Source organism: Dyadobacter sp., from assembly GCF_051859145.1.
Classification (GTDB): domain Bacteria; phylum Bacteroidota; class Bacteroidia; order Cytophagales; family Spirosomataceae; genus Dyadobacter.
In genome coordinates, this window is sequence record NZ_JBHYGF010000216.1 from 1 (window position 1) to 6,593 (window position 6,593).

Consider the following 6,593-nt stretch of genomic DNA (forward strand, 5'->3'; position numbering starts at 1 on the left):
ATACCTGTTCTTAAAATAAGGCTGATAATTGGCAAAGGCACATAAAGAAACCCCGCTTAACAAACAATATAATCAGATTAAAGCGAAGTACCCGGGGGCATTGTTGCTTTTCAGGGTTGGTGATTTTTATGAAACTTTCGGGGAAGATGCGATACGTGCGTCCAGGATCCTCGGCATTGTACTTACCCGCCGGAACAATGGCGGCTCACACGAAGAGCTGGCCGGTTTTCCACACCATTCATTAGATAACTATTTACCCAAACTCGTACGCGCCGGCGAGCGTGTGGCCATTTGTGATCAGCTGGAAGATCCGGCGATGGCGAAAGGTATTGTTAAAAGAGGGGTAACTGAACTGGTTACGCCAGGTGTTTCCTACAACGATAATGTACTTGATACCCGCCGGAATAATTACCTCGCAGCTGTGCATTGCGGGGATAATAACCAGTACGGGATCGCATTTCTCGATATTTCGACGGGGGAGTTCATGACCTCGCAGGGAAATGCGGCTTACATTGACAAAATGCTGCAAGGCTTCTCGCCTTCGGAAGTACTTTTCTGCAAGAAATTCAAGCAGGAATTCGGTCAGCTTTTTGGTGGAAAATACCATACTTTCCAGTTAGAGGATTGGTGTTTTGGTTTTGATTACGGCTACGAACAACTCACCACGCATTTTCAAACCACAACCCTGAAAGGTTACGGGATAGAAACATTGCCGCTCGGTATTGTGGCAGCCGGCGTGATACTGCATTATCTCAAAGAAACTGAACATAAGGAAGTAGCACATATCGGCCGCATTACGCGGTTGGAAGAAGAAAAGTACGTATGGCTCGACCGGTTTACAGTCCGTAACCTCGAACTTGTTTATCCCCAGCAGGAGGGCGGAGTTCCGCTGATCCAGATTCTTGACCAGACTGTGACTCCAATGGGAGCGCGCTTGTTGAGGAAATGGATGGTTTTGCCGCTCAAAGAGAAGCAGCCGATAGAAGAAAGGTTGAATATCGTCAGCCATTTTCTCAAACATGAAAGTGTGCACGAGTCTATTCTGCAGAACCTCAAACTGATCGGCGATCTGGAACGTCTGATTTCGAAGGTGGCTGTAAGGAGGATCAATCCAAAAGAACTGGTTCAGCTTAAAAGATCTTTGAGCCAGATAACCCCGATCAAAGAGAGTTTATATAAGCTTCTTGAAAAAGAAAAAAGGAAAGCGAAAAGGGACGAGGCTGGTGAAGTGATTTTGTCGTCTGAACTGGAAGTTTTGCTGAAATATGCCGATCAGCTTGATCCTTGTGTGGAGCTGGTTAATAAAATAGAAATTGAGCTCCGCGAGGATGCTCCCGTGCTTTCCAATTTGGGAAGGATGATTAAAAAAGGGGTGGATGCCGAACTGGACGAGCTGCATGCCATTTCATATAAAGGCAAGGATTACCTCTTGCAGCTGCAAAACCGGGAAATAGAGCGTACCGGGATCAGCTCGCTGAAAATTGCTTATAACAAAGTTTTCGGCTACTACCTGGAAGTCACGCACGCGCACCAGAACAAGGTTCCTGCCGAGTGGATCAGGAAGCAAACGCTCGTGAATGCGGAGCGTTATATTACCCCGGAACTGAAAGAGTACGAAGAGAAAATCATCAATGCCGAAGATAGCATTGCAACAATAGAATACCGGATATTCAGCGAATTGATTACTGCAGCCACTGAGCAGGTGAATGCAATTCAGAAGAATGCGTCTATCATTTCCGCACTCGATGTACTCAGCTCTTTTGCAATCGTAGCACGGAAAAACAATTACGTCAAGCCGGTAATTACCGAAGATAATCGTTTGGACATTCGTGACGGTCGCCACCCGGTGATCGAGCAGCAGCTGCCGGTAGGCGAAAGCTATGTTCCCAACGATTTATACCTGGATGATTCCTCCCAACAGATTATTATCATCACAGGGCCCAACATGGCAGGTAAGTCTGCCTTGCTGCGGCAAACTGCACTCATTGTTTTAATGGCACAAATGGGCTGCTATGTACCTGCCAAATCTGCCTCTGTTGGACTGGTTGACAAGATATTCACACGCGTAGGAGCCAGCGATAACCTGAGCCGCGGCGAGAGTACATTTATGGTCGAAATGACCGAAACAGCCAGTATTCTCAATAACCTGAGCGACCGGAGTTTGATCTTGATGGATGAGATAGGGCGGGGGACCAGTACTTACGATGGCGTTTCCATTGCGTGGGCAATCACAGAGTACCTGCATAACCAGCTCGATTGCCGTCCCAAAACGCTTTTTGCAACGCACTACCACGAGCTGAACCAGCTATCCGAGGATTTCCCGCGCATTAAGAACTTCAACGTGGCGGTGAAAGAAGTGGACAATAAAGTGATCTTTTTGCGCAAGCTAAAACCCGGCGGAAGTGCACACAGCTTCGGTATCCACGTAGCCCAGATCGCAGGAATGCCGCAGCCGATTGTGCTGAGAGCCAATGAAATCATGCAGCACCTGGAAAAGGATCACGTGACTTTGGATCACAAAAAGAAAGTCAGGGAGATTCCAAAAAACAATTTCCAGCTGAGCATTTTTGAACCAGCAGACCCGAAAATAGAAGAGCTGAAAGAAAAGCTTTCCATGATCGACGTGAATACATTATCTCCCATTGAAGCGCTTTTGAAATTAAACGAATTCCAAAAGCTTATAAAAAAGTAACAACCTTAATCTACCAATTATCTAACCTACCAATCTCCTGCTCCTTTTATGTTATGAAAAATTCAACGCGATTTCAATTGATGGCCATGATGTTCCTCCTCTATTTTATCTGGGGGTCATGGTATGGGCAAATGAGTAAGTACATGTTTACTGCCCTGAATGCGACCGGGGCACAAGTGGGAAATGCCTATGCCGCTTTTTCAATTGCGCAGATTATTGCTCCATTCTTCGTCGGGATGATCGCCGACCGGTATTTTGCTGCACAAAAAGTCTTAGGTGTTTTGAGCCTTGCCGGTGCGGTACTGCTTTATTTTCTTACAGGTGTCACAAGTGCGGATAACTTTTTCGGTATTATCCTGCTTTACTGTATTTCTTTTGCACCGATGATGTCACTTACGACCTCGATCGCCATGCAGCAGGTTACCAATTCGGAAAAGGATTTCCCTGCAATCCGCGTGATGGGAACGGTTTCCTGGATTGTGGTGTCCAATATCATCGGTTTTTACGGTTTTGGTGATAGCGTGATGATCTTCAAGATTTCCATGGTTGCATCTGCATTACTGGGCGTCTATTCGTTTTTCCTGCCAAATACGCCCCCAAAACCAAGCACGAAGTCTTCATTCGGGGACATTCTGGGGCTGGATGCTTTCAAGTTATTTAAAGATCGTTCATTCGCCATTTTCTTCATCTCATCGCTGCTCATTTGCATTCCGCTTTCTTTCTACTATGCAATGGCCAACCCGTCGCTTACAGACTCTGGTATGACGAATGTGGAAAACAAAATGTCACTTGGACAAGCCTCTGAGGTTGTATTTATGTTGCTGATCCCGCTTGCATTCAGCCGGTTGGGTGTTAAATGGATGCTTGTAGTTGGTTTGATCGCCTGGATTGTTCGTTTTATCGGATTCGGTTTCGGTGATTCAAATAGCGAGTGGCTGCTTTATATGGCGATCATTCTTCACGGTGTGTGCTACGATTTCTTCTTTGTAACCGGACAAATTTATACCGACAGCAAAGCCGGAGAAAAATACAGGTCTTCTGCACAGGGACTGATTTCCATTGCTACTTACGGGATCGGAATGGGAATTGGCTCCTGGCTGGCTGGTCTGGTTGCGGATATGTACACCGTTGAAGGTGTGAAAAACTGGACGAGCATTTGGATGGTACCGGCTGCAATCGCGGCTGTGGTACTTGTTCTTTTCGTATTGTTCTTCAAGGATAACAAGGTAAGAGCTACTGCTTAGAAGGCAGTTGGTCTTACCTTGTAATGCATAAAAAAGCCCGCTAGCTACACGCTGCGGGCTTTTTATTTATCTTCTCTGGGTCCTACCAGCTATCGTCGTCGTCAGTATTGCCGAAGTTGCGTTTGCTGCCGCCTCCGCCTTTTTTCGAATATTCACCTCTTCCGTAGCGGCTGTCAACTTTCGCCTTATTTCCACTCTGGCTGTTTCTATCGTTATGTCCGCGATCATTACCGCCTGGCTTCCGATCCTGGCTGCGGAATCTATCGCTGCTGCCGCCTCCGAAGCTGCTGCCACCTCCGCCAAAACCGCCTCCGAAACTGGTGCCGGGAGCTGGTTTTCTTACTTCCTGATCGTCGTCGTCTTCATCATCTATGCCACCGGTGCTGGCTTTTTCTCTTGCACCTGCGCTTCTGTTATCGGTATCGTTGGGTCTGGGCCGGTTAAAGCCTTCTCTTTTAAAGTCAGATCTTGGGGCCGCGCTTCCTCCATAACTTCCGCCTGGTCCGCCCGGTCTTGGTTCTCTCTTCTGGGATTCGATAACTACTAATGCCCTGCCATACATTTCCGCTCCATTCAACGAGCTGATTGCCAGTCTCGCCTCGTTCTCATCGGGCATTTCAACAAACCCGAAACCTTTGCTTTGACGCGTAATCTTGTCAATGATAATTTTCGCGGAGCTCACTTTCCCAAATTTTTCGAAAGCTTCACGCAGTTCGCTTTCCTTTAACTTAAAAGAAAGACTCCCAACAAAAATGTCCATGAAACGCCTGTTTATATTTGATTTTTAAGGTTATAAATATATTTATTTTAGCTGATAAGCGACTACATTGTTCTTGCCGAAAGTAGGCACATAAACGACTTTTTTGGCTGGATCATAACCGATATCCGCAGAATTGGTTTTGTCCGCGCTCGTATCGAGCAATTTCTCGGTGGTACCGTCGGCTTTTACATAATAAACCATTCCAACCCAGCTTGATACAATGTACTCGCCTGGTTTTACCTGCTCTATTCCATCCGTACTTTTATCCATTCCTTCCGCAATCACGGAGATTTGTTTAGAAGAAGTGAGTTTTTTGAGTGAACCGCTGTCAGCAATGAGCAGATCTGTTCCTACTGCCAGCAATCCGTTTGGTCCGTTAAGTCCCTCGTAGTAGGTAGAAACCTGTCCGTCCTTGATCAAATGGACCTTTTTTGTGCTGGAATCTGAAATGTAGATATTGCCTTTCGAATCGATCGTTACATCATTCAGGAATTGGGCTCCTTCAACCGCATGTTTCTTGACGATTTTACCCGATTTAATATCAATTTCAACCACTTCCGTTACGTCTGCTACAAAAAGCTTAGAGCCGTAAATGCCCATTCCTTTGGGTGCATTCAAACCGGATACCCAGTCGGCGGACACGATCTTTCCGTCGAGGCCAACTTTGGCAATTCCTCCTTTACCATCTTTCTCGGCTGGCTTGCCGTCTATCAGTGCTACGTACAGCAATTTATCCTGCTTGCTGAAAAGTACAGATTCAGGAACAGGAAGCTTGGCTTCGGAAGACCAGATCTGGGTAAGGGAATGTTGCGCCTGGGAAGAAAATGCAAGTGCAGCTACTAGAAAGGCACTTAAAGTAAGGTTTCTGGTTTTCATTTGTTTTAATTGACAAAAATGAACTAAGGTTTATATCAAATCAACCTTATCAAGGGCGAAAGGATAGTTATTTACTTCTTCCTTTTCCATTTTACGATCATTATACCAAAGCTAAATAAAAATGCCCACACTGATTAGTCTGGGCATTTTTTAAATTTTTTTCAAAAAAATCGGTGCTGCTTATAAGGCTTCACTTTTTCTTTTTTCCTTTCTTCTTTTCTACCACAGGCGCGGGCTGCACTTTCGTGAGATCATTGATCCTGATATTCCTGAATTTAAGCGGAGAACCGTGACCAAGGAAGCCCAGGTGCCCCGAAGTCCTGGAAAGTCCGGGGTGTTCTTTATGGTCGGGCGTACCGTTTTTGCTCGCTTCTGCCAGGTCGCCATCTACGATCACAGTTCCATTCAATGTAACCCTGATCTTAGAGCCTTGCACGCGCACTTCTTCGTAGTTCCATTCGCCCATTGGCTTCAAAAAGCCTCTTTTTGCAGGAATAATCCCGTAAGCCGATCCGTGGTACTGGTATTCTTTCAGGTCTTTGTAAATATCCGCATCGTTATCCAGGATCTGGATTTCAGTACCCACATAAGCCGCATCCCCCTGCATCGGGGTTCTGATACCCAGTCCATTGTTGGCGCCGGGAGTAAGCTGGAACTCAAAGCGGAATTCAAAGTCACTGAACTCATCTTTCGTATACAAATTCCCGCTGCCGCCTTTCTTCGGATCTACGACCAGCTCGCCGTTTTCAATGAAATAGTCCGTTTTGTTTCCTACCCATTCAAACAGGTTGGTTCCGTCGAACAGCACTTTAAAACCTTCCTTTTTCTCCTCGGCAGGCAGAACAAATTCGTTTCTTGGGATCTCACGCACATATACGTCGCGGTAGTTGATCTGATTACCGTGCGCCTGCAATTCAAATTGTTCTTTGGCAAAAATGGGCAGGTTACGGTCCCAGTAATTTTCGAGCACTACATTGTCAACCACATTTTCTCCATTCAGATCCACCGAAACACGGTCGCC

Annotated in this window: 5 protein-coding genes and 1 pseudogene; 2 read left to right on the forward strand and 4 right to left on the reverse strand. The window is 46.1% G+C overall.

Annotated features, from left to right (window positions below; translation table 11 throughout):
- Positions 1-28: 28 nt before the first annotated feature.
- Entirely contained in the window at positions 29-2,692 is a 2,664-nt protein-coding gene (gene mutS, locus ACTIE6_RS13520; protein ID WP_439557142.1) for a DNA mismatch repair protein MutS, read from the forward strand.
- 53 nt (positions 2,693-2,745) lie between these two features.
- Positions 2,746-3,936 (forward strand): MFS transporter, encoded by a 1,191-nt coding sequence (locus ACTIE6_RS13525; RefSeq protein ID WP_439557143.1) that lies wholly within the window; start codon positions 2,746-2,748, stop codon positions 3,934-3,936.
- An 82-nt stretch (positions 3,937-4,018) separates the two neighbouring features.
- Here the strand turns inward: ACTIE6_RS13525 and ACTIE6_RS13530 are convergent, their stop codons facing one another.
- The 4 genes and pseudogenes from ACTIE6_RS13530 to ACTIE6_RS13545 form a co-directional block, all read right to left on the reverse strand.
- On the reverse strand, positions 4,019-4,696 hold the full coding sequence (locus tag ACTIE6_RS13530) for an RNA recognition motif domain-containing protein (protein ID WP_439557144.1): 678 nt from the start codon (positions 4,694-4,696) through the stop codon (positions 4,019-4,021).
- Between the two features lie 42 nt (positions 4,697-4,738).
- A complete protein-coding gene (locus ACTIE6_RS13535) occupies positions 4,739-5,572 on the reverse strand; it encodes an ATP/GTP-binding protein (protein ID WP_439557145.1) in 834 nt (277 codons plus the stop codon).
- A 190-nt stretch (positions 5,573-5,762) separates the two neighbouring features.
- A complete protein-coding gene (locus ACTIE6_RS13540; RefSeq protein ID WP_439557147.1) occupies positions 5,763-6,443 on the reverse strand; it encodes a 3-keto-disaccharide hydrolase in 681 nt (226 codons plus the stop codon).
- A 54-nt stretch (positions 6,444-6,497) separates the two neighbouring features.
- Positions 6,498-6,593: pseudogene (locus ACTIE6_RS13545) on the reverse strand (hypothetical protein); the annotation flags it as partial.